Origin of the sequence: Mycobacterium lacus (assembly GCF_010731535.1) — a bacterium.
Classification (GTDB): Bacteria; Actinomycetota; Actinomycetes; order Mycobacteriales; family Mycobacteriaceae; genus Mycobacterium; species Mycobacterium lacus.
Window position 1 is genome coordinate 4,501,691 of record NZ_AP022581.1, and the last position, 19,210, is coordinate 4,520,900.

The 19,210-nt window shown below is 67.7% G+C and carries 21 protein-coding genes and 1 pseudogene; 13 read left to right on the forward strand and 9 right to left on the reverse strand.

Annotated elements, in window-relative coordinates; translation table 11 throughout:
- Window positions 1–78: 78 nt before the first annotated feature.
- The 8 genes and pseudogenes from G6N24_RS20725 to G6N24_RS20760 all read left to right on the forward strand — a co-directional run bounded on the left by G6N24_RS20725 (window position 79) and on the right by G6N24_RS20760 (window position 6,630).
- Window positions 79–948 carry a DUF1707 SHOCT-like domain-containing protein gene (locus G6N24_RS20725; protein ID WP_085163089.1) on the forward strand — a complete coding sequence of 290 codons (870 nt, stop codon included), beginning with the start codon at window positions 79–81 and terminating at the stop codon, window positions 946–948.
- A 124-nt stretch (window positions 949–1,072) separates the two neighbouring features.
- Window positions 1,073–1,600, forward strand: coding sequence for a PadR family transcriptional regulator (locus G6N24_RS20730; protein ID WP_085163090.1), 528 nt, complete (start codon window positions 1,073–1,075; stop codon window positions 1,598–1,600).
- A 71-nt stretch (window positions 1,601–1,671) separates the two neighbouring features.
- Window positions 1,672–2,778 carry an inositol-3-phosphate synthase gene (locus G6N24_RS20735; RefSeq protein WP_085163091.1) on the forward strand — a complete coding sequence of 369 codons (1,107 nt, stop codon included), beginning with the start codon at window positions 1,672–1,674 and terminating at the stop codon, window positions 2,776–2,778.
- A 121-nt stretch (window positions 2,779–2,899) separates the two neighbouring features.
- Window positions 2,900–3,802, forward strand: coding sequence for an alpha/beta fold hydrolase (locus G6N24_RS20740; protein WP_085163092.1), 903 nt, complete (start codon window positions 2,900–2,902; stop codon window positions 3,800–3,802).
- 15 nt (window positions 3,803–3,817) lie between these two features.
- Window positions 3,818–4,606 (forward strand): LLM class F420-dependent oxidoreductase, encoded by a 789-nt coding sequence (locus tag G6N24_RS20745; protein WP_085163093.1) that lies wholly within the window; start codon window positions 3,818–3,820, stop codon window positions 4,604–4,606.
- 112 nt (window positions 4,607–4,718) lie between these two features.
- Complete coding sequence (locus G6N24_RS20750; protein ID WP_085163094.1) at window positions 4,719–5,447, forward strand: GntR family transcriptional regulator; 729 nt, start codon at window positions 4,719–4,721, stop codon at window positions 5,445–5,447.
- Window positions 5,448–5,662: 215 nt separating this feature from the next.
- Window positions 5,663–6,083: pseudogene (locus tag G6N24_RS20755) on the forward strand (hypothetical protein).
- Between the two features lie 43 nt (window positions 6,084–6,126).
- Window positions 6,127–6,630, forward strand: a complete 504-nt coding sequence (locus tag G6N24_RS20760) for a MarR family winged helix-turn-helix transcriptional regulator (RefSeq protein WP_085163095.1) — start codon at window positions 6,127–6,129, stop codon at window positions 6,628–6,630.
- 60 nt (window positions 6,631–6,690) lie between these two features.
- Here the strand turns inward: G6N24_RS20760 and leuS are convergent, their stop codons facing one another.
- Window positions 6,691–9,597 carry a leucine--tRNA ligase gene (gene leuS, locus G6N24_RS20765; protein ID WP_085163096.1) on the reverse strand — a complete coding sequence of 969 codons (2,907 nt, stop codon included), beginning with the start codon at window positions 9,595–9,597 and terminating at the stop codon, window positions 6,691–6,693.
- A gap of 195 nt (window positions 9,598–9,792) precedes the next feature.
- Here leuS and G6N24_RS20770 point away from each other — a divergent pair, with 195 nt between their 5' ends.
- Both G6N24_RS20770 and G6N24_RS20775 read left to right on the forward strand, forming a co-directional pair.
- Window positions 9,793–10,812 (forward strand): LpqN/LpqT family lipoprotein, encoded by a 1,020-nt coding sequence (locus G6N24_RS20770; protein ID WP_085163097.1) that lies wholly within the window; start codon window positions 9,793–9,795, stop codon window positions 10,810–10,812.
- 57 nt (window positions 10,813–10,869) lie between these two features.
- Window positions 10,870–11,220: a hypothetical protein gene (locus G6N24_RS20775; RefSeq protein WP_085163098.1), complete on the forward strand. Its 351-nt coding sequence runs from the start codon at window positions 10,870–10,872 to the stop codon at window positions 11,218–11,220.
- A gap of 45 nt (window positions 11,221–11,265) precedes the next feature.
- Here G6N24_RS20775 and G6N24_RS20780 read toward each other — a convergent pair whose 3' ends face one another.
- On the reverse strand, window positions 11,266–11,871 hold the full coding sequence (locus G6N24_RS20780) for a YqgE/AlgH family protein (protein ID WP_085163099.1): 606 nt from the start codon (window positions 11,869–11,871) through the stop codon (window positions 11,266–11,268).
- A gap of 102 nt (window positions 11,872–11,973) precedes the next feature.
- Between G6N24_RS20780 and G6N24_RS20785 the strand changes: the two genes are divergently transcribed.
- Both G6N24_RS20785 and G6N24_RS20790 read left to right on the forward strand, forming a co-directional pair.
- Window positions 11,974–13,305: an MFS transporter gene (locus tag G6N24_RS20785; RefSeq protein ID WP_139822646.1), complete on the forward strand. Its 1,332-nt coding sequence runs from the start codon at window positions 11,974–11,976 to the stop codon at window positions 13,303–13,305.
- Window positions 13,306–13,344: 39 nt separating this feature from the next.
- The gene (locus G6N24_RS20790) at window positions 13,345–14,118 is read left to right on the forward strand and encodes a TIGR03084 family metal-binding protein (RefSeq protein WP_085163160.1); all 774 of its coding nucleotides are present in this window, start codon (window positions 13,345–13,347) and stop codon (window positions 14,116–14,118) included.
- Between the two features lie 87 nt (window positions 14,119–14,205).
- Here the strand turns inward: G6N24_RS20790 and G6N24_RS20795 are convergent, their stop codons facing one another.
- Window positions 14,206–14,535, reverse strand: coding sequence for a DUF2710 family protein (locus G6N24_RS20795; protein ID WP_085163100.1), 330 nt, complete (start codon window positions 14,533–14,535; stop codon window positions 14,206–14,208).
- A gap of 33 nt (window positions 14,536–14,568) precedes the next feature.
- Complete coding sequence (locus tag G6N24_RS20800; protein ID WP_085163162.1) at window positions 14,569–15,696, reverse strand: DUF5632 domain-containing protein; 1,128 nt, start codon at window positions 15,694–15,696, stop codon at window positions 14,569–14,571.
- An 82-nt stretch (window positions 15,697–15,778) separates the two neighbouring features.
- Here G6N24_RS20800 and G6N24_RS23745 point away from each other — a divergent pair, with 82 nt between their 5' ends.
- On the forward strand, window positions 15,779–15,922 hold the full coding sequence (locus tag G6N24_RS23745; protein WP_169716109.1) for a hypothetical protein: 144 nt from the start codon (window positions 15,779–15,781) through the stop codon (window positions 15,920–15,922).
- Between the two features lie 4 nt (window positions 15,923–15,926).
- On the opposite strand, the gene G6N24_RS20805 is transcribed toward G6N24_RS23745, so the two are convergent.
- The 5 genes from G6N24_RS20805 to G6N24_RS20825 all read right to left on the reverse strand — a co-directional run bounded on the left by G6N24_RS20805 (window position 15,927) and on the right by G6N24_RS20825 (window position 19,208).
- On the reverse strand, window positions 15,927–16,232 hold the full coding sequence (locus tag G6N24_RS20805) for a DUF2694 family protein (protein ID WP_085163101.1): 306 nt from the start codon (window positions 16,230–16,232) through the stop codon (window positions 15,927–15,929).
- Window positions 16,229–16,546, reverse strand: a complete 318-nt coding sequence (locus tag G6N24_RS20810) for an ESX-1 secretion-associated protein (RefSeq protein ID WP_085163102.1) — start codon at window positions 16,544–16,546, stop codon at window positions 16,229–16,231. The genes G6N24_RS20805 and G6N24_RS20810 overlap by 4 nt, the downstream gene beginning before the upstream one ends.
- A gap of 22 nt (window positions 16,547–16,568) precedes the next feature.
- Window positions 16,569–17,849 carry a DUF4226 domain-containing protein gene (locus G6N24_RS20815; protein WP_085163103.1) on the reverse strand — a complete coding sequence of 427 codons (1,281 nt, stop codon included), beginning with the start codon at window positions 17,847–17,849 and terminating at the stop codon, window positions 16,569–16,571.
- A 68-nt stretch (window positions 17,850–17,917) separates the two neighbouring features.
- On the reverse strand, window positions 17,918–18,295 hold the full coding sequence (locus G6N24_RS20820) for a DUF4226 domain-containing protein (RefSeq protein ID WP_085163104.1): 378 nt from the start codon (window positions 18,293–18,295) through the stop codon (window positions 17,918–17,920).
- Between the two features lie 73 nt (window positions 18,296–18,368).
- Complete coding sequence (locus tag G6N24_RS20825; RefSeq protein ID WP_085163105.1) at window positions 18,369–19,208, reverse strand: C40 family peptidase; 840 nt, start codon at window positions 19,206–19,208, stop codon at window positions 18,369–18,371.
- Between the last annotated feature and the right edge of the window lie 2 nt (window positions 19,209–19,210).

Below are 19,210 nucleotides of genomic sequence, written 5' to 3' on the forward strand. Positions count from 1 at the left end.
AGGCAACCGACCCCGTTGTTGTGCATGCACCGGGGTATTCGGTGATCACGGTCGGGGCCGGCCTCCTACGATCATCCCGTGGCGAAATGGCTGGGCGCACCGCTTGCCCGCGGAGGAACGACAACAACCCGCGCCAAAGACAGCGACCGTCAAGACGCGTGCCAGATTCTCGATAACGCCCTGGGCGACGGCGAACTCACGATGGAGGAGCACCGGGAACGGGTCAGCTCGGCCACCAAGGCCGTGACACTGGGCGATTTGCAGCGTCTGGTGGACGATCTGCAGTCGGGGAGCACCCCCGCCCAGGTGCCGGCGCTCAAATCGGGAGCCAAGCGCCGCGGCTTGGGCATGCTGGCCGCCGCCTTCGTCGTGTCCGTGCTGCTCGGGGTTGGCATCGGCTGGGGCCTGTACGGCAACACGACGTCGCCGCTGGATTTCACGACGGACCCGGGAGCCAAGCCCGACGGCGTCGCGGCCGTCGTGCTGACCCCGCCCAAGCAGCTGCAATCCCTCGGTGGCCTCACCGGACTGCTGGAACAAACCCGCAAGCGCTTCGGCGACACCACGGGCTACCGACTGGTGGTCTACCCGGACTACGCGTCGCTGGATCGCCAAGACCCCAAGGACGACCGCCGCGTCCTCAACTACACCTACCGCGGCGGCTGGGGCGATCCGAGTAGCTCCGCCAAGAGCAGTGTCGACGGCGCCCTCGTCGACCTCAGCAAGTTCGACGTCAAGACCGCGGTGGCCATTCTGCGGGGCGCCCCAGAAACCCTCGGCATCAAACAGCCCGACGTCAAGACCCAATATCTGATCGTCGAGCCGGCGACCGACCCGACCGCGCCGGGGGCGTTGTCGCTGACGCTGTACGTCTCGAGCGATTACGGCGGTGGCTACATCGAGTTCGCGGGCGACGGCACCGTCAAACAGGTGAACTACCCGTCCTGAGCGCATCCGCTGGATGTGACTAATAGCTCACCAACACTCGGTGTGTTGTGGCAAATATATCGAAACGATACGATGCTCCGAGGCGTCGGACCGTCGTAACCAGCCATGCAAAGGAGGTGTCTCGGTGCTGGAGCTCGCCATCCTGGGTCTCCTGATCGAATCGCCAATGCATGGTTACGAGTTGCGCAAACGGCTGACCGGCCTGCTCGGCGCGTTCCGGGCATTTTCGTACGGGTCGTTGTACCCAGCCCTCCGGCGCATGCAAAACGAGGGGTTGATTGCCGAGAACGCCGCCCCCGCGGGGACCCCGGTGCGGCGTGCCCGGCGGGTCTACCAACTCACCGACGAGGGCCGCCGGCGCTTCGCTGAGCTGGTGGCCGACACCGGCCCGCACAACTACACCGACGACGGCTTCGGGGTGCACCTGGCGTTTTTCAACCGCACTCCGGCCGAGGCGCGGATGCGGATCCTGGAAGGCCGTCGTCGTCAGGTCGAGGAACGCCGGGAAGGCCTGCGCGAAGCGGTGGCGCGGGCCAGTAGCTCGTTCGACCGCTACACCCGGCAATTGCATCAACTCGGGCTCGAGTCCAGTGAACGCGAAGTCAAGTGGCTCAACGAGCTCATCGCTGCGGAACGGGCAGCCGAACAGTAGCACCCCAGCACACGAACGAACACCAAGCCGAGACATCGGAGCAGACGGTTATGAGGTTAGGAGAACGCCCTATGAGTGAGCACAAGCCGTTAGGGGCGCCGGGGGCGCAGCCTGAGGTACGAGTCGCCATTGTCGGTGTCGGCAACTGCGCGTCCTCGCTGGTCCAAGGCGTCGAGTACTACCAGAACGCCGACGAGGCATCGACGGTTCCCGGCCTCATGCACGTGCGGTTCGGCGCGTACCACGTCCGCGACGTCAAGTTCGTGGCGGCGTTCGATGTGGACGCCAAGAAGGTCGGCTTCGACCTGTCGGACGCGATCTTCGCCTCGGAGAACAACACCATCAAAATCGCCGACGTGGCGCCCACCAACGTGGTGGTGCAGCGCGGTCCGACCCTCGACGGCATCGGCAAGTACTACGCCGACACCATCGAATTGTCCGATGCAGAGCCGGTCGACGTGGTCCAGGTGCTGAAGGACGCCGAGGTCGACGTGCTGGTTTCCTACCTGCCGGTGGGCTCCGAGGAGGCCGACAAGTTCTACGCCCAGTGCGCCATCGACGCCGGTGTGGCGTTCGTGAACGCGCTGCCGGTGTTCATCGCCTCCGACCCGGTGTGGGCCAAGAAGTTCGCCGACGCTGGGGTGCCGATCGTTGGTGACGACATCAAGAGTCAGGTCGGCGCCACCATCACCCACCGTGTGATGGCCAAGCTGTTCGAGGACCGCGGCGTGCAGCTGGACCGCACCATGCAGCTCAACGTGGGCGGCAACATGGACTTCCTCAACATGCTCGAGCGGGAGCGGCTGGAGTCCAAGAAGATCTCCAAGACCCAGGCCGTGACGTCGAACGTGCATCGCGAGTTCAACGCCAAGGACGTCCACATCGGCCCGTCCGACCATGTCGGCTGGCTCGACGACCGCAAATGGGCCTACGTGCGGCTGGAAGGCCGGGCGTTTGGCGACGTGCCGCTGAACCTGGAGTACAAGCTCGAGGTGTGGGACTCGCCGAACTCGGCGGGCGTCATCATCGACGCGGTGCGGGCGGCGAAGATCGCCAAGGACCGCGGCATCGGCGGCCCAGTGATCCCGGCGTCGGCCTACCTGATGAAGAGCCCGCCGGAGCAAATGCCCGACGACCTGGCTCGCGCCCAGCTCGAAGAGTTCATCGTCGAGGGGTAGTCGAACGACCATGCGGCACCATCGAGACTGCGGTGACGGTCCGCGTTCGGGCTCGCGAGACGCCGTGGGCGCAGTCTGGATGCCGTGCTCGCAGTCTCGGCGGACGTAACAGTCAGAGATCGTGACCGGCATCTCCGACGACGAACTGAGCGGACTGACCGAGTTCGATCTGCTGGCCGAGAACGCCGAGCAGGCCGGCGTGACGGGTCCGCTTCCCACAGTTGAGCGCGTCGGGGCGGGCGCCATCAGCGCGCTGCGCTGGGGCGGCTCGGCACCGCGGGTGGTCTTCCTGCACGGCGGTGGCCAGAACGCGCACACCTGGGACACCGTGATCGTCGGCCTTGGTGAGCCGGCGCTGGCGGTGGACCTTCCGGGGCACGGTCATTCCGCCTGGCGCGAGGACGGCGACTACTCGCCGCAGCACAACGCCGACACCCTGGCGCCGGTGCTGCGCGAGCTGGCGCCGAGCGCCGAATGCGTCGTCGGCATGTCGCTAGGCGGGCTGACCGCGTTACGCCTGGGCGCGGTGGCGCCGGAGCTGGTGGACGAACTGGTCCTCATCGACGTCACCCCGTCGGCCTTGCAGCGGCACGCCGAGATGACTGCCGACCAGCGCGGCACGGTGGCTTTGATGCACGGCGAGCGCGAGTTCCCCAGCTTCCAGGCCATGCTGGACCTGACGATCGCAGCAGCACCGCACCGCGAGGTAAAGGCGCTGCGCCGCGGCGTCTTTCACAACTCGCGCCGGCTCGACAACGGCAACTGGACGTGGCGCTACGACGCGATCCGCGCCTTCCCCGACTTCGCCAGTCTGTGGGCCGACGTCGACGCCTTGTCCGCGCCCGTCACGCTCGTGCGCGGCGGCAACTCAGGCTTTGTCAGCGACCAGGACGTTGCTGAACTGGCCCGGCGCGCAACGCATTTCCGTGGGACACACGTCGTCGAAGATTCCGGTCACTCGGTGCAAAGCGACCAGCCTCGGGTGTTGGTCGACATCCTGCGCGGGGTGCTGGCCGGGTGCTGAGCCTACGGTGGTCGTATGACTGCTGACCGCCCCATTCGTATCGGCGTGCAGCTGCAGCCGCAGCACGCCGCAAACTACGGCAACATCCGCGACGCCGTTCGGCGCTGCGAGGACATCGGCGTCGACATCGCCTTCAACTGGGACCACTTCTTCCCGCTCTACGGCGATCCGGACGGGCCGCATTTCGAATGCTGGACCATGCTCGGGGCCTGGGCCGAGCAGACCTCGCGCATCCAGGTCGGTGCGCTGGTGACCTGCAACTCCTACCGCAATCCGGAGCTGCTGGCCGACATGGCCCGTACCGTCGACCACATTTCCGACGGCCGGCTCGTCCTCGGGATCGGGTCGGGTTGGAAGCAGAAGGACTACGACGAGTACGGCTACGAGTTCGGCACCGCCGGCAGCCGTCTGGACGACCTGGCGGCCGCGCTGCCCCGGATTAGGGCGCGGCTGGCCAAGCTGAACCCGGCACCAACCCGTGACATCCCGCTGCTGATCGGCGGCGCAGGGGAACGCAAGACCCTGCGGCTGGTCGCCCAACACGCCGACATCTGGCACAGCTTCACCGCCGCCGACGCGTTAGCGGCGAAGGCCGCGGTGCTCGGCCGGCACTGCGCCGACGTCGGTCGGGACCCGGCGACCATCGAACGCTCGGCCGCCGTGGGAAATCGCGGCGGGCTGGTCGCCAACGCGGAAACCCTCGTCGGCCTCGGGGTCACGCTGCTCACGGTGGGCTGCGACGGTCCCGATTACGACCTCACCGCCGCGGAAGAACTCTGCAGGTGGCGCGACCGATCGGGTTAGCCTTCGCCTCATCTGCCAAACACCCCAACGCGCGCGCCAAGTCGTGAGAAACTTGCCAGCGCTGGCGGCCGGAGCGGCCCCATGACATTGGCTGAAGAGGCTCGACAAACTTATGCCGAAGAAATACGGGGTCAAAGAAAAAGACCAGGTTGTTTCTCACATCCTGAACCTGGTTTTGACCGGCAAGCTGCGCAGCGGCGACCGGGTCGACCGCAACGAAATCGCGCTGGGCTTGGGCGTTAGCCGTGTCCCCATCCAAGAGGCGTTGGTCCAACTCGAACACGACGGCATCGTGTCGACGCGCTACCACCGGGGCGCATTCGTCGAGCGGTTCGACGAAGCCACCGTCCTCGAGCATCACGAGCTTGACGGCCTGCTCAACGGCATCGCCTCCGCCCGCGCAGCCGCCAACCCCACGCCGCGGATCCTTGGGCAACTCGACACGATCATGCGATCGATGCGCGCCTCGAAGGATTCGCGGACTTTTTCCGAATTTGCCAGCGAGTACCGGCACACGGTCAACGACGAATACGCGGGCCCGCGGTTGCACGCCACGATCCGCGCCTCACAAAACCTCATTCCCCGCGTGTTCTGGATGACCTACCAGTGCAGCCGCGACGATACGTTGCCGTTCTACGAGGACGAAAATGCGGCGATCCATCGACGTGATCCGGAAGCGGCGCGGGCCGCCTGCATCGGACGCTCGCACCTGATGGCCCAAACCATGCTGGCCGAACTGTGCCGCCGCGGGGTTTTTGTCCCATCCGAGGTGGTGAGTGCCGGGGCGGCAGCCTTCGAGCAGACGAGCGGTGGTTCTCCGAGCCTGTCGGAGGCGCTCTGAGGCTTCCGGCATTGGGCCTAACCGTGGGTCGGGCGATGCGGTGACTTGTTCCCGCTCGTGGCCGCCGGCGTCCGCTACCCGATATTGACTGTTCCGTTAACTGTTAACGCATTTCGTGGACTTCATCGACGCGCGGCTTCGCCGGGGTCGCCCCGCGATTGAGCCGGAGACTCCCCCGACGTGATCGCATCGACGCTCGGCCCGGAGATGGCGTCATGGCCGCCGCCGCGCGGTGCGAGCCGGTTTCATTGGCAGCCAAGGACATTCACCAATCTTTTAGCAGCAATGCGGTTTTGCGCGGCGTCGACATCGATGTGCCCGCGGGCGGCACGGCGGCGGTGATCGGGTCGATTGCGCCGGCGTTGGCAATGGACCCGCAGGTGCTGTTCCTCGACGAGGCGACCTCCGCGCTGGATCCCGCGATGGTCACGGGCATTCTGGAACTGATCGCCGATCTCGGCGCCGGCGGTATGACAATGGCTGTGGTCACCCACGGGATGGGGTTCGCGGCGTTCGGCGTCGGACGCCGTCGTATTCACGGATCACGGCGAAGTCGTGGAATCCGGGCCCCCTGAGCAGATATTCGGGGCCGCGCAGACCGAGCAGCTGCGGCGGTTTCTGTCCCAAGGGCTGTGACAGAGTCTTGAGCAAAGCCGATGTCAGGCTAGACTCCCGGTTTATGGAGGACAGCGGACCCACGGCGCCGGAGGTGACGGAGCTGGCGCAGGGGCTGCATCGCGCGCTGTCCAAGCTCTTTTCGATCCTGCGCCGCGGGGATCCCAACGGAGCGGCGGCCGGTGAGTTGACGCTGGCACAGCTGTCGATCCTGGTCACCTTGCTCGATCAGGGCCCCATCCGGATGACCGACCTGGCCGCGCACGAACGCGTGCGCACTCCCACCACTACCGTGGCGATCCGCCGGCTGGAGAAGATCGGGCTGGTGAAACGCTCGCGTGACCCGTCCGACCTGCGGGCGGTGCTGGTGGACATCACGCCGCGGGGGCGGGCCGTTCATGGCGAGTCGCTGGCCAATCGCCGTGCTGCCCTGGCCGCCATGCTCAGCCAACTCCCCCCCGACGACCTGGACACCCTGAGGAAGGCGCTGGCGCCGCTGGAACGCCTGGCCTCCGGCGAACCGGCCGGCTGCCCGGCAGCGGACTCGGTAGCGCGCAAAGAAGCCTGAAAGCTTGTGTGTTTCAACGTAATTAGCGTCTAGCGCTGCCCAATTCGCGGTCGGTAGGGCTCAGACGACCAGGTTGACCAGGCGGCCGGGGACCACGATCACCTTGCGCGGGGTAGCACCGTCCAGGAACGCCCGCACCTTCTCATCGGCCAGCGCGGCGGCCCGCAGCGCTTCCTCGTCGGCGTCGGCGGCCACCACCACCCGGCCCCGCACCTTGCCGTTCACTTGCACCGGGTATTCCACCGTGTCGTCAACCAAATAGGCGGGATCGGCGACGGGGAACGGACCGTGCACCAGCGAGGTGGTGTGGCCCAGCCGCAACCACAGCTCCTCCGCCATGTGTGGTGCCAGCGGGGCCAGCATCAGCACCAGCGGCTCGACCGCCGCGCGCGGCGCCGCGTCGCGGTGTTCCTTGGTGAGATAGTTGGTGTACTCGATCAGCTTGGCCGTCGCGGTGTTATTCCGCAGTGCCGCATAGTCTTCCGATACTCCCGCGATGGTGCGGTGCAGCGACCGCAACGTGTCTGTGTCCAACTCGCGATCGAACACCCGGGTTTCGCCGGTGTTCTCGTCGATCACCAGCCGCCACACCCGCTGCAGAAAACGATAGGCGCCGACGACGTCCTTGGTCGCCCACGGGCGCGAAGCCTCCAGCGGGCCCATCGACATCTCGTACACCCGCAGCGTGTCCGCTCCGTACTCGTCGCAGATCTCGTCGGGTGACACCGAATTCTTCAGACTCTTACCGATTTTGCCGAACTCCTGGAACACCTCGATCTCGCCGTCGGGCCCGGGGTAGACAAATCCGCCGTCGCGTTCGATCACCTTCTCGGCCGGCACATAGGACCCGCGGGCATCGGTGTAGGCGAAGGCCTGTATATAGCCCTGGTTGATCAGCCTGCGGTAGGGCTCTCGCGAGCTGATATGACCCAGGTCGTAGAGGACCTTGTGCCAAAACCGCGAATACAGCAGGTGCAGCACCGCATGTTCGGCGCCACCGACGTACAAGTCGACGCCGCCGGGATCGTTCGGACCGTGCTCGGCCGGTCGTGGGCCCATCCAGTACGCCTCATTCTCCTTGGCGCAGAACCGTTCCGAGTTGTGCGGATCGGTGTAGCGCAGCTCGTACCAGGAGCTGCCGGCCCACTGCGGCATCACGTTGGTGTCACGGCTGTAGGGCTTCAGCCCGTCACCGAGGTCCAGTTCGACGTGCACCCACTCGGTCGCCTTGGCCAGCGGCGGCGACGGCTCGCTATCGGCGTCGTCGGGGTCGAACAACACCGGCGAGTAGTCGGGCACGTCGGGCAGCTCGACCGGCAGCGCGGATTCGTCGAGCGCATGGGGGCGTCCGTCGCTGTCGTAGACGATGGGGAACGGCTCGCCCCAATACCGCTGCCTCGCGAAAAGCCAGTCGCGCAGCTTGTATTCGATGCGAGCGCGGCCGCGCCCGTCGGACTCCAGGCGCGCGGTGATGGCCTCCTTCGCGGCCGCCACCTCCATGCCGTCGAGGTAATCCGAGTTCACCAACACACCGTCACCCGCGTAGGCGGCCTGCGAAACATCGCCGCCAGCAATGACTTCGACGACGGGCAGGTGGAACGCGCGGGCGAATTCCCAGTCCCGCTGATCGTGCCCAGGGACCGCCATGATCGCCCCGGTGCCGTACCCGGCCAACACGTAGTCGGCGATGAAGATCGGCACCGGCTCGCCGTTGGCCGGGTTGGTCGCGTAGCTGCCCACGAAGACACCGGTTTTCTCCCTGCTTTCCTGGCGCTCGAGGTCTGACTTCGCCGCGATCGCGCGGCGATAGGCGGCGACGGCCTCGCGCGGTGTGGCGGCCCCGTACGTCCACGTGGGATCGACCCCGTCCGGCCACGCGGGCGCGACCACGTCGTCGACCAGGTCGTGCTCCGGGGCCAGCACGAGATAGGTGGCGCCGAACAAGGTGTCGGGCCGGGTGGTGAACACCTCGATATCGACGGCTTCGCCAGTGGCCTTGGTGGCTGAGAACAGCGCCGCGGCACCGGTCGAGCGCCCGATCCAGTTGCGCTGCATGGTCTTGACCTGGTCCGGCCAGTCCAGCACGTCGAGGTCGGCCAGCAGCCGGTCGGCATACGCGGTGATCCGCATCATCCACTGCCGCAACCGTTTCCGGAATACCGGGAAGTTGCCGCGGTCACTGCGGCCGTCGGCGGTGACCTCCTCGTTGGCCAGCACCGTACCCAGGCCCGGACACCAGTTCACCATCGAATCGGCCCGGTAAACCAGCCGGCAATTGTCGATCACATCGGCGCGCTCCCCCGCCGACAAGCTGGCCCAATCTCGTCCGTCGTCGAGATGGCGCGCGCCGGAATCGAATTCGGCGATCAACTCCGAAATCGGGCGGGCCTTGTTGGCGGCGGTGTCGAACCAGGCGTTGTATATCTGCAGGAATATCCACTGCGTCCACTTGTAGAACTCGACGTCGGTGGTCGAAAAGCTGCGTCGGCTGTCGTGGCCAAGACCCAGCCGGCCCAACTGCCGCCGGAAGTTGACGATGTTGGCTTCGGTCCTGGTACGCGGGTGGGTGCCGGTCTGCACCGCGTACTGCTCGGCCGGTAACCCGAAAGAGTCGAACCCCAACGCGTGCAACACGTTATGGCCAATCATCCGGTGATACCGGGCGTAGACGTCGGTGGCGATGTAGCCCAGCGGGTGACCGACGTGGAGTCCCTCGCCGGAAGGGTAGGGAAACATGTCCTGGACAAAGAGCTTGTCCTCGGGCAGCCGCGCGCCGTCCGTCGGGGCCAAGGAGCCGACCGGGTTCGGCACGTTGAACGTCCCGAGCCGCGCCCAGTTGTCCTGCCAGGTGCGTTCCAGCCGCGCCGCGACCTCGGCGGTGTAGCGGTACCGCGGAGCGTCGGCGTCGCGGGCGCCGGATGGGACACCAGACGTGCTGCCGGGCGTCGCGGTCGGCGATTCGGTCACGCCAACAGGGTATAAGGGCGGCAACCGAGCCCGAGGGGGCCGACCCGCCGGCCACGGGTTGATCTCGGTTGCGTTGCGCACCGATCAGAGGTTCATCCCAGGTCTGTTTCAAGCCTGGTTGCCGGACGTGCGCCCTGGTTACAGTCAGCCTCTAACCGGATGCCGTGCTCGAGCCGTTCGGAGGGACCGACGCAAATGACTCACATCGCGCGCACGTCGTGGCGGGTATTCGCGGGGGGTATCGTCACGGGTTTCATCGGCGTCATGCTCTTTGCGGGCGGGCGCGCGGCCGCGGATCCGGTATTTCCACCGCCACCTTTTCCCGCCCCGGGCCCTGCCCAGGCGCCGGCCCCACCCGTCCAGAACCTCACGGCCCTTCCCGGCGCAGTCAACAACAGGCTTGCCCCCGCTGCCCCGCCCGCGCTCGCCCCGGCCCCGGCACCGATCGCGTCACCGAATCCCGCGACCGTCCTGGCCGCCGGGCCCGCGCCCACGGCGGTGGCGCCGATGCCGCCGCCGGTGACTCCCGCGACCACCGGCACGCTTCGCGATTATTTGACGGGCAAGGGCGTCAAGCTCGAGCCCCAGCGGGCCCAGGGATTCAATGCTCTCGACATCACCCTGCCGATGCCGCCGCGCTGGACTCGGGTCCCCGACCCCAACGTGCCCGACGCGTTCGTGGTGATCGCCGACCGCGTCGGCGGCAACAGTGTCTACACGTCAAACGCGCAGGTGGTGGTCTACAAGCTGATCGGTGAGTTCGATCCCGCCGAGGCCATCACCCACGGGTACGTCGACAGTCAGCAACTGCTGGCGTGGCAGACCACAAACGCCTCGATGGCCAATTTCGGCGGCTTTCCGTCATCGATCATCGAGGGCACGTACCGCGAGAACGACATGACGCTCAACACCTCGCGGCGCCATGTCATCGCCACCTCCGGAAAGAATAAGTATCTGGTTTCGCTTGCGGTGACCACCGCCGCTTCGCAGGCGGTAGCAGACGCGCCGGCTACCGACGCCATCATCAACGGATTCCGGGTGACTGCGCCCGCTGGAACTGCCCCGCCACCGGTCGCCGCCCCGGCGCCCCTGGGGCGTTCCGGTCAGGCGTCGCTGCCCAGCCCGTCGCCCGCTCCGCAGCCCCTTCCCAACCTGCTGACCCTCGTGCCCGGGATGCCGCCGCTGCCGAACCTGCACCTCACTGCGCAACGCTGATCCGGGCGGCGCGGGGTCCGGCGAGCGGACCCACCGGTGAGCCCGTATCGTGTGCCCATGCTGATCACGGGTGTGCTGTGCGTAGTCGCGGCGGTTTCGTCCGCGGTGTTCGGGACCTGGTCGCTCTCCCATGCCCCCGGCGCAGACGCCACTCAACTCGCGCTGCGCGCGATGGCGCCCACCCAATTGGCTGCCGCTGTCATGCTGGCCGCCGGGGGAGCGGTGGCGCTGGCAGCATCCCCGCACACCGCGTTGGTGTTGGTGGTCGTCTGCGTTGCCGGGGCGATCGGCACCTTGGCCGCCGGCTCATGGCAGAGCGCGCGATACGCGCTGCGGCGTCAGGCTTCCAGCACTGCGGCGCCGAGCTGCGCGGGCAATTGCGCCCTCTGCACCCAGTCGTGCGGCTGAACTCCGCCGCGTTGCGGCGGCGATGGCGATTGTCCGGCGGGTGGGTTAGTTCCGGCTGAGGTCGATCGGGTGGGTGGCCAACAGCGAAAGCGGCAGCGGCTGCCGTCGCAACACCTGCCCCCACAGGTCGGCCCTGGGCCCGACCAGAACGTCAGATGGCAAGGCCGACAACACAATCCAGTCGTCACGCTCGATTTCGCCTTCGAGCTGACCGATGGTCCAGCCGGAATAGCCCGCAAAGATCCGCACCCCGTCCACCACCGGCGCGATCAGGTCGGGGTCGGCGTCCAGATCGACCATGACTATCCGGCCCACCACATGCCTCAGGCCCGGCACGCCCTCTGGGTCGGCGCCAACCCGTAAAGCCGCCAGGCAGAGGGCCGCGTCACGTTTGACCGGCCCCCCGATGAACATGGTCTTCGGCTTGGCCGCCAGTTTGGCCCACTGCGGCAACACGTTGTAGACCGCGGTCTCGCTGGGCCGGTTGAGCACCACGCCCAAGGTGCCGCCCTCGTTGTGCTCCACGATGTAGATCACGCTGCGGCGAAATGTCGGTTCAAGAAGGTCGGTGTTGGCCAACAGCAAGGTGCCCGCCCGCACGCGTTGTGCGGCGGGTGCGACATAGTCCTCGGGATCTTCGTGCTGGGCCACCCGACCATCATCGCACTCGTCGCCGCATCGCCGGGTCAAACGAGCGCGCCCCACGAATATTTGTAGTGTGGTTTGGGCGGCGGAGAGCGTGATCGGCCCTGTCTGCCCCGATCGTTGGAAGTGGGTTCTGTGGTTGACAGCCGGATCCGGGCGCGCGCACCCGTCGAGCTTTGGCGGTCGGTGCGCGGTTTGCCGGACTTCTGGCGGCTGCTGCAGGTGCGCATGGCGAGTCAGTTCGGCGATGGTCTCTTCCAGGCGGGCATGGCCGGGGCGTTGTTGTTCAACCCCGATAGAGCGTCGGACCCCATGGCGATCGCGCGCGCGTTTGCGGTGCTTTTCCTGCCGTACTCGCTGCTAGGACCCTTCGCCGGAGCGCTGATGGACCGTTGGGATCGACGCCTCGTCCTCGTCGGAGCCAACCTGGGCCGCTTGGCTCTGGTGACCGCGGTCGGCACGTTTCTGGCGCTGGGGGCGGGGGATCTGCCGGTGCTGTGCGGAGCGCTGGTGGCCAACGGTTTATCCCGCTTCGTCGCGTCCGGCCTGTCGGCCGCCCTGCCCCACGTGGTGCCGCGGGAACAGGTGGTCACCATGAACTCGCTGGCCACCGCGACGGGCGCCGCGGCCGCCTTCCTCGGCGCCAACTTCATGCTGGTTCCCCGCTGGCTCGCCGGGGGCGGAGATGCGGGCGCCGCGTGGATCGTTTTCATCGTCGAGATTCCGGTGGCGATTGCCCTGCTGCTGTCGTTGCGATTTGCCGCCCGGGTCCTCGGTCCGGACGACACCCAACGCGCGATCCACGGGTCGGCCTTCTACGCGGTGATCACCGGTTGGCTGCACGGCGCGCGTACGGTCATCCAAACCCCGACGGTCGCGGCCACGTTGTCCGGTCTGGCCGCCCACCGAATGGTGGTCGGCATCAACGCGTTGCTCATGCTGTTGCTGGTCCACCACACGAAGGCCTTCGCGATCGGCGGGCTGGGCACGGCGCTGCTATTCGTCGCCGCATCGGGCATCGGAGCGTTCGTGGCGACGGCACTGACCCCGCCGGCGGTGCGCCGCTGGGGGCGCTACGCCACGGCGAACGGCGCCTTGGTGGCGGCGGTGGTCATCCAGACCGCCGGTGCCGGGTTGTTGCTGCCGGTCATGTTGGTCGCGGGGTTCTGCCTTGGCATCGCCGGCCAGATGGTCAAGCTGTGCGCCGATTCGGCGATGCAGATCGACGTCGACGACGCCCTTCGCGGACACGTGTTCACCGTGCAGGATGCGTTGTTCTGGATCTCATACATTGTCGCGACCACGTTGGCGGCCACCGTGATTCCAGCTAACGGGTACGCGCCGGCGTTTGCGCTCGCCGGGTCGGTGATCTACCTGGCCGGCCTCGTCGTCCATGCCGTCGTCGCCCGGCCCGCACGGCTGGCCCGCGCTCATGGCTAAGGTTCGAGAAATGTCCGACGGTACCTGAGGGAGACGATGATGGCCGATGCCGGCCCGATGGTGGCTGACCTGTGCGCCGAAAGCGACGACCTGGACGCGTTGGTGGCGCCGCTGGCCGCGGACCGCTGGGCCGAGCCGACGCCCGCACCCGGCTGGACCATCGCGCACCAGATCGCACACCTGTTGTGGACCGACCGGGTCGCGTTGACCGCGGTCACCGACGAGGCGGGTTTTGCCGACCTGCTGGCCGCCGCGGCGGCCGACCCGACCGGCTTCGTGGATGCCGCGGCCGACGAACTGGCCGCCACCCCGCCGCCCCAGCTGCTCGCCGATTGGCGGCTTACCCGCGCGCGGCTGCACGAGGCGCTGCTGACGGTGCCCGAGGGCCGCAAATTGCCGTGGTTCGGCCCGCCGATGAGCGCGGCGTCGATGGCGACCGCGCGGCTGATGGAGACCTGGGCGCATGGCCTCGACGTCGCCGACACCCTCGGGGTGCGACGCCCCGCGACCGGGCGGCTGCGCTCGATCGCGCATCTGGGTGTCCGGACCCGTGATTACGCCTTTCTCGTCAACAACCTGGCTCCGCCCACCGAACCCTTCCGGGTCGAGCTGCGCGGGCCCGGGGGAGACACCTGGTCGTGGGGACCGTCGGACGCGGCCCAGCGCGTCACCGGATCCGCCGAGGACTTCTGCTTTCTGGTCACCCAACGACGCCCGCTTGGCGCTCTCGACGTCGCAGCGGTCGGTGACGACGCGCGGCGCTGGCTACAGATCGCTCAAGCCTTCGCCGGCCCGCCCGGCCCCGGGCGATGAGCGCGCGAGCGCGCGAAGAGAACCGGGGCCCATCAACCCAAGCCCCGGGCGATGAGCGCGCGAGCGCGCGAAGAGAACCGGGGCCCATCAACCCAAGCGGCCGCCGTAACGCGCCTGGTTCTCGGCCTCCGCCTCTTCACGCAGCGCCGCGATCGCGAGGTTCAACCTGTCGGCCAACTCCACGTGGGCGTAGCCCGTCATCACGTCCGGGTGCAGCGTCAACTCGAGCAGTCGGCCGTCGGAGTTCGCGACAGCGTGAACGTCTCCCAGGTCCACGCTGTACGTGACGGCCTCGGCCTGCGCGACGAGCGCTTCCCATTTGTCGGCCGCCTCGCTCAGCTCACGCAGAACCGATTCGACGAGGTCTCGGTCGCTCAGGTCGCTCCGCTCGCCGTGACTGCCCGACCCCGACACCATGACAGTATGTCGACGCCCCCAACCAGGGTCAATTCACGCCCGGAGCGACGGCCGTCCGGTGGTGCGTTCCAGTTTCTGGAACCAGGCAAGGTGATAGTTAGCGGCGATGACGTCTCCGGTCACCAGGCTTTCGATGGCCGCCAACAAGAGACAGTCGAGCAGCAGCGCGGGTTCGACATCCGGGTACTGGAGCTGAAGCCGGTGGCGCGCGGTATCGAGATGTACGCGCAGCAGGTCGATTCCCGCTTCGATGACGCCCGTTCCCGACGCGGCGGCCTTAGCGACCGTGTGCACCATCCTCGGCAGTTCGCCGCGCCGGTGCGTGGCCGCACCCAACTCCCGCCCGAGATCCTCGACCGCCGGCAGTTCTCGGGGCCGCATCGAGGATCGCGGCGTTTCGACGTCAGCCGGCCAGCGCATGGGATCGCCGGGAGTGTAGGTAGCCGAGCGCGTGACGTTGCCGAGCAGCTCGGCTGCTCGGCCGGCGCGCCGCTCGGGTTCCAGCAACCGCACGCCGTCCGGTAGCGCGATACCCGGAGGTATCCATCCGTGGGCGAGATCGGTGACCAGCACGGTCGTGCCGTCGGGATGGGTGCCGACGGCCCAGTTCAGCCGCGGCTCTTGACGGACCACAAAGGCGAGGAGCCGCTGCAACCGTTCGTCGTCGGATTCCGTCTCGGCTGCAACCTCGGTGGCCTCCGTGGCCGCAGGCTCCACGGTGATGGCCTGCATGACTTGGGTTTTGTCGAGGTCTGTGCCGGCGAAGCGGTTGGCGACGGCCGGGCGCGCTGACCTCGCCGGCGGTTCCTGCGTCGGGCTGCGCAGCTGTCGAACTGTCGACTCGACGCGCCGCTGGGCTCGGGCACGGGCTTCGTCGATCACTTCGGCCTCTGCTGCCCGCCGGGCCGAAGCAGGCAAACCCGCTCGGCTTATGCTCCGCAGTTCGCCATTGGCGCCGTCGGCGATGCGCCGCAGCTCGGTGTTGAGATGCTCTGCGAGCGAGGCGGTTTCGGCGGTGATCGTCGACAGCTCGGCAGGCCAAAGGCCACCGATCACCCAGGGGGTGCAATCGACGGGCGAGCGAAAGGCCGGAATCGTAAGGGATTCCCGGGTCGCTCGCCGGAGGCGCTGGCGCGCCGACTTCCGACCGAAGATCGCCACCGGCCAAGCGTACCGGCGGCCATTGGTGGGGCTCTGCGGATACTGAATTGTGCGGCTGCCCAGCCGTGGGTAGCGTGGGGACATGGCCGACTCTGCGCTGCAGCAGCAACTCGACGAAGTGCGCGCCTTGCTTGGCCGCGCGCGAGAACTGTTCGGCGCCAATCCCATCGAGCCGCCATCCGACATCGCGCCCGATCCCGACACCGCCGAAACCTGGCGGGTTTAGGCGGTCAACCGTCGCGGCGCCGCAGCCGATGCGCCAGCAGCTTTTCAATCGCCGCATCCAGGTCGCGGGCCGTCGGAACCTGCGCGGACGGGGTGTGGCCCGCCGCCACGATCTCATTTCGTACTTCTAGCAACGCTTTCAGACAGGACACGTCGGCGGTCAGCAGGATGCCCTGCGCCAGGTTCTCCGCGTCGGTGTCCATCGCCGCCTCGCTCAACGCCACGCTGTGCATGTATCCCCCGCGGCAGGACCGCACCAGGATATGCCCGCTGGGATGAACGGTGTCGAAGGCGGGATCGGCGTCGGTCATCGACCGCCGTCGACGATGCCGCCGAGGTCGCGGGCCGCGTCTTCGTCGTGCCGCTCCCACATAGCCGCCGACATCCGCAGATCGCGCGCCATCGCGGCGTGGTCGTCGGCCTGTTGCTCGTAGCACCGTCGTCGTAGCTCGAGCAGTTCGCGGCCGGCCTCGCGTAGCTCACCGAAAATCGGTCCGAGTGAGTCCAGGCTTTCCTGGATCGCCGCATGCGACGACGGCACGGTCCGCAGGTAGTCGGAGGTCTGCTCATGGTGAGCGGCGGCTTCACGTAAGTGCGCCGGCTCCACATGGATTCGATCTGCCATCGGCTTCTCCTCGCCTTAGCGCCTAGTGCATTGCCGTCGACGTAGCCGACGGCCGGGTCGGTATCGGTGGTTCCGCCGTGGCCGGCGCGGTCGCGGTCGTCGGCACTGGCGGATGTTCCCAGCCTAGAAAGCTCGGCCCGCTCACGTTGGAGATGGGTTGAATCTGACCGTCGAGCAGGGCCTTGCCTCGCCCGAGGGCGAGCGCGTGACGATCGATGAAGATGCCGATATCTCCCGGGATGACCCGCGACGGGTCTATCGGGTTGGCGACCGCCGTCCCCGGCGCGGGGATCGTGATGCCCTGCCGATGGAAGGCATCCGCGATCGACGCTCCACCGGCCGCGGCCTTGATCGCCGCCGCGAGCTGCGGGCTGGCGGCGGTCACCGTCTGCCCGTCGGGCAGGGTCACGGTCGTCGGACCGGCCGGTGGGGAGTTGGGCTTGGCGGCCGACGCGTCCTCACCTCTGTCTTCGTCATTGCCCGGTTCGTCCGAGGGGGTGTGGTCCGCCGGGTTCGACTCCTCGGATTCCTGGTGCCACTCGTCGAAATCGCTTGGGTCCGGATCGGTTTCGGTTCTCCCACGCGGCCCGGACAGCGGGAGCCCACCCGGCGCGCTCCAACCGGGGATGGAGCCCGGTGCCATTCCGACACCCGGCATCGTCGCGCCGCCGAAGCTGGGAATGCTTGGCATCGCCGGCCACATCGGCATCGCGGGCGGTGTGGCGCTTTGCACCGGTGATTCCTCGGGCAGCAGGCCAGGATCGTCCAGCAACAGCGAATCGAGGTAGGGATCCGAACCGGCGCCGGATAGTGCCGCCGGCTCCTGGCCGGCGCCCCGCGCGGGCGCGGCATCGCGCGCGGACCGTGCCGGCTGAGGTTCGGCGGGAGCTTTCGGTTCACCCATGGAGGCGGCGTACAGCGATGTCCACGCGGCCATCAGCGCAGACTTCGACGTATCGTCGAGACTCGCGTTGGCGACCACCCCTCGGATATCCCTGAGCTTGCCGATCAGGAAACGCTGGAAATCACGCGCTCCCGCCGGGGTATCCAGATCGGATCGCGTGCGCACCGCGGCTTCGGTCTCTTGCTGCAGGTCGTCCAGCGCCTCTCCACCCTCAACCGTCTTCAGGTGCGCATTCAGGATTGCCGAAACAACTTGCAGGTCGAGCTGAGCGCTCGCTGAATTCTGCCGTGCCAGAGCGGCTTCCGCATCGGCTATGGCTGCGGCCGCGTCGCCCTGCTGGCGATCCGAAGCGCGCGAGCGAGCCGCGCCCCGCGGCGGGCGGTATCGCGACGCCTCCATGCCGGGTGACAGTACCCAGGCGCCCTAGTGTCGACAATTCACCTCACGCGCGTCTGTGAACCAACGCCCTATGTGGGATCCGGTTCGCCCGTGGGACCGGCGTAGTGTGCCCGCAGGCTTTCCAGCACAGCACTTTTCGCGCGGTCGAGTTCGTGTGCATTGGTCACGACATCCGCGATCTCGCGTTGTTTGGCAACCAGAAACCTCTGAAACTCGCGCCCTCCCATCGGGGTATCGACCGCGAGGTCCGTCTGGTTTGGCACGGCATGGTCGATTTCGGCGGCGATCGCGTCCAGCCGCCGGACACTCTCGTGCACCACAGCATGCGCGCTGGCAAGCGCCTCGGCCAGCGCACGGTCGGCGTCGGCAACCGCGCTGTGTTGCGTCGCCAGGGCCGCCTGCCGCGCCCGAATGGCGGCTACCGAAGTTCCGTCTTGCTCCGACATGGTTCCACCCTCTCATCCCAGCGGACGGCGGATCTGCCCGTCCGTCGACAGCTCTCCGAAGTTCTCCTCGCTCTCATCCCAGCGGACGGCGGATCTGCACGTTGCCGCCCAGCCGACTAATCCGGACCGCCGCACCCGGGTACGGCGCTTCGACGACGAGATTGTTGCCGATCGCCAGCTGCACGTGTCCCGCATGCGGAAACACCAGATCCCCCGGCCGCACTTGCGAGCGCGGGACGGCGATCCCGTCGTTGATCTGTTGATAGGTGGTGCGGTCCAGGTGAACACCCGCCTGCGCATAGGCCCACCGGACCAACCCGGAACAGTCGAACTGGTCGGGTCCGGTCGCCCCCCAAACGTACGGACGGCCCAGTCGCGACAACGCGGCACGCACCGCGATTGCTGCGCGCCCGTTCGGCGACGGCGGCCGCGGTCCGTTGGGCGCGAAGCCGTGCTGGTGCGACACTCGGTAACGCAGCGCGCGCAGCGCCGCCAGGTGCCGTCGGGCCCGCCGGCGCGCCGTCAGGACATGCACGCGCTGAGCTCGCAGCCGCGCCACGCGACGGCGCATCGCCTCTCGCTGAGCCATCGGCGCAGCCGGACGGACGACAGCGTCGGCGCGAGCCTGGTCGAGGACGTTGCCGGTCGACTCACGCGCAGTTTCCCGATCCCGCTGGGCACCGGTGATGACGGCCGCGGCCGCCGCATCCGTCCGTGCCGCCGCCACCAGAGCCGCCTGGCCGCGGTGGACCGCGAGCCCGTAACGGCCTTGTCCCGCCGCGATATTCAGTTCGGCGGCGCGCTGCAGTAATCCCCGGTAATGCGCGGTGTCGGCGTCCAGCGCAGGGTAGCGGGTGGCGCCCGCAAACATCTGATGAGCCCGGCTCAACGCCGCGATCTCGCTGTCGACCATTA

Excerpts from the sequence above, each read along its gene's own strand:
- G6N24_RS20790 (WP_085163160.1), top strand. The coding sequence starts at position 13,345 with ATGGCCGATGCCGGCCCGATGGTGGCTGACCTGTGCGCCGAAAGCGAC.
- G6N24_RS20775 (WP_085163098.1), top strand. The coding sequence starts at position 10,870 with ATGCTGATCACGGGTGTGCTGTGCGTAGTCGCGGCGGTTTCGTCCGCG.
- G6N24_RS20815 (WP_085163103.1), bottom strand. The coding sequence starts at position 17,849 with ATGGAGGCGTCGCGATACCGCCCGCCGCGGGGCGCGGCTCGCTCGCGC.
- G6N24_RS20750 (WP_085163094.1), top strand. The coding sequence starts at position 4,719 with ATGCCGAAGAAATACGGGGTCAAAGAAAAAGACCAGGTTGTTTCTCAC.
- G6N24_RS23745 (WP_169716109.1), top strand. The coding sequence starts at position 15,779 with ATGGCCGACTCTGCGCTGCAGCAGCAACTCGACGAAGTGCGCGCCTTG.
- G6N24_RS20810 (WP_085163102.1), bottom strand. The coding sequence starts at position 16,546 with ATGGCAGATCGAATCCATGTGGAGCCGGCGCACTTACGTGAAGCCGCC.
- G6N24_RS20805 (WP_085163101.1), bottom strand. The coding sequence starts at position 16,232 with ATGACCGACGCCGATCCCGCCTTCGACACCGTTCATCCCAGCGGGCAT.
- G6N24_RS20745 (WP_085163093.1), top strand. The coding sequence starts at position 3,818 with ATGACTGCTGACCGCCCCATTCGTATCGGCGTGCAGCTGCAGCCGCAG.
- G6N24_RS20795 (WP_085163100.1), bottom strand. The coding sequence starts at position 14,535 with ATGGTGTCGGGGTCGGGCAGTCACGGCGAGCGGAGCGACCTGAGCGAC.
- G6N24_RS20770 (WP_085163097.1), top strand. The coding sequence starts at position 9,793 with ATGACTCACATCGCGCGCACGTCGTGGCGGGTATTCGCGGGGGGTATC.
- G6N24_RS20735 (WP_085163091.1), top strand. The coding sequence starts at position 1,672 with ATGAGTGAGCACAAGCCGTTAGGGGCGCCGGGGGCGCAGCCTGAGGTA.
- G6N24_RS20820 (WP_085163104.1), bottom strand. The coding sequence starts at position 18,295 with ATGTCGGAGCAAGACGGAACTTCGGTAGCCGCCATTCGGGCGCGGCAG.
- G6N24_RS20825 (WP_085163105.1), bottom strand. The coding sequence starts at position 19,208 with ATGGTCGACAGCGAGATCGCGGCGTTGAGCCGGGCTCATCAGATGTTT.
- G6N24_RS20760 (WP_085163095.1), top strand. The coding sequence starts at position 6,127 with ATGGAGGACAGCGGACCCACGGCGCCGGAGGTGACGGAGCTGGCGCAG.